The organism is Aminobacter sp. P4_H6_2 (assembly GCF_056400805.1).
This window is the reverse complement of the sequence record NZ_JBFUKO010000917.1, coordinates 1-1562: the sequence shown is the minus strand read 5'-3', so window position 1 is coordinate 1562 and position 1562 is coordinate 1. Positions and strand designations below refer to the sequence as shown.

1 protein-coding gene is annotated in these 1562 nt (G+C 61.7%); it reads left to right on the top strand.

All coding sequences use genetic code 11. The annotated features are described in order from the left end of the window. Positions 1 to 81: 81 nt before the first annotated feature. Positions 82 to 1485: a hypothetical protein gene (locus AC1DUU_RS31635; RefSeq protein ID WP_476787252.1), complete on the top strand. Its 1404-nt coding sequence runs from the start codon at positions 82 to 84 to the stop codon at positions 1483 to 1485. Positions 1486 to 1562 lie beyond the last annotated feature (77 nt).

The window sequence follows — 1562 nt, the reverse complement described above, 5'->3', positions numbered from 1 at the left end:
AGTTGATTGCTTGGAGGCCTTCCTAGAAGCAGGATGGCCGGCGGCACGACGTCTCCTCTATCGCCTGCCAGAACTGATCCAGTGAACCCGCTGGCGCTGCTCAACCTGTTCAAGCGAGGCCTCGGCGACCTGCTTGCTGCGGTCGAGCGAGAGCTGGCGAGGCCACAGCGTGACCCGTTCAGCGAGATAGACCCAAACCGCCGTCCCCACGAGCACGACACGCGGCTGCTCTTTGTCGATGAATTGCTCGGACATCTCGGATGGCGGCTCGGTGCCGGGGGCAATGTGCTTGAGGAAGCCCGTCTCCAAGCGAACACCACAAAATTCATGGACTACGTTGGGGTTGTCGATATCACCGGCGCACCGCTGTTATTGGTGGAAGCCAAGGCTTGGGACAAGCCAGYGATCTCGGCTCGCGCGGGTGGCCAGTACGCAAGCGAGGCCGGACTGGTTGTTGCGGCAATCCAGCATATCCGCGACGGGAAGGCTGAGGCCACGTCGCCGATCATCGCGGAGTGGGACAGCTATCTGCGCCAGGTACGCGGCTATGTGCAGACACTAGAGGAGAAGTACTGCCATGGCTTACCTAGGGGTGTCATCATCAGCGGCGAGTGGATGGTGGTGTTCACCAAGCCCGTTGAGACTTTCCTGGGCGCACTACTGCCGGATGACATCGAGATCTTTAAGCGCTCGCAGTTCAAGGAGCAGGCGGGACAAATCTTCAAGCTTCTCCATCGCTCGGCGCTCACCGAAGACGCGCCGATACCCCTGCGGCCGGCGCAACTTCGGCAATTCGTCGAGTTGGACGGCGTCGCCGGCGCGTTTCAAGGAGTGCATGTCCACTATGAGCGAACCGGCAGCGCACTATTCGTTCGCCGACCCCGCATTCTGATCTACCCAGCCCTATTTGTCGCCCGAAAGGACGACGCTGTCTTCACTGTGATCGACAACGACACGCCCCTCGAGCTCGACTATCGGACAGACCACGATGGCCTTGAAACGCTGGCCCCGCACTTGGACTCCGTTTACGCCCGTAGCACCACTCTGATTGCTGCATGCGGAGCTGAACTCGGGGGCGCACTTCCCGTGGCCGAGCTTTCGGCGTTTCCCGGTTTCCGCAGCGACGGTATGGCGAAGGGGCTGGTGGGCGAACTGCCGGAGGCGGACGAATGGCTCGTCGCCACCGGTAGCGCGACGCACTTTCTGCTCGCGGAGCCCCGTGTCCAGGAATGCCGGTTCCATAGCTGGGCTGAATGCGGGGCCGACGCAGCATTGCAATCCGCGATCAGCGCTCGTTCGGTCGAGCCTCCGGCGTTCTTCGTGGACACCCAACGTCATCATTGCGCACACCAGGTCGTCCAAGACCGTCGCAACGCTCGGTGCCTCATCCAAGCCATCGACAGCCGGACCTGCTGCCAGGCCTGCGTGTATTTGGAGCACTGCTGGGCAGCAGACGAGCGAGCGGCGTTGCCCTGTGGCACCTGAAGACGATGTCTGCTTTCGGGCGACAAAACAGCTTATACCTGCGACCGACATTGGGCGCAAAGCTGCCGTTCCCATAC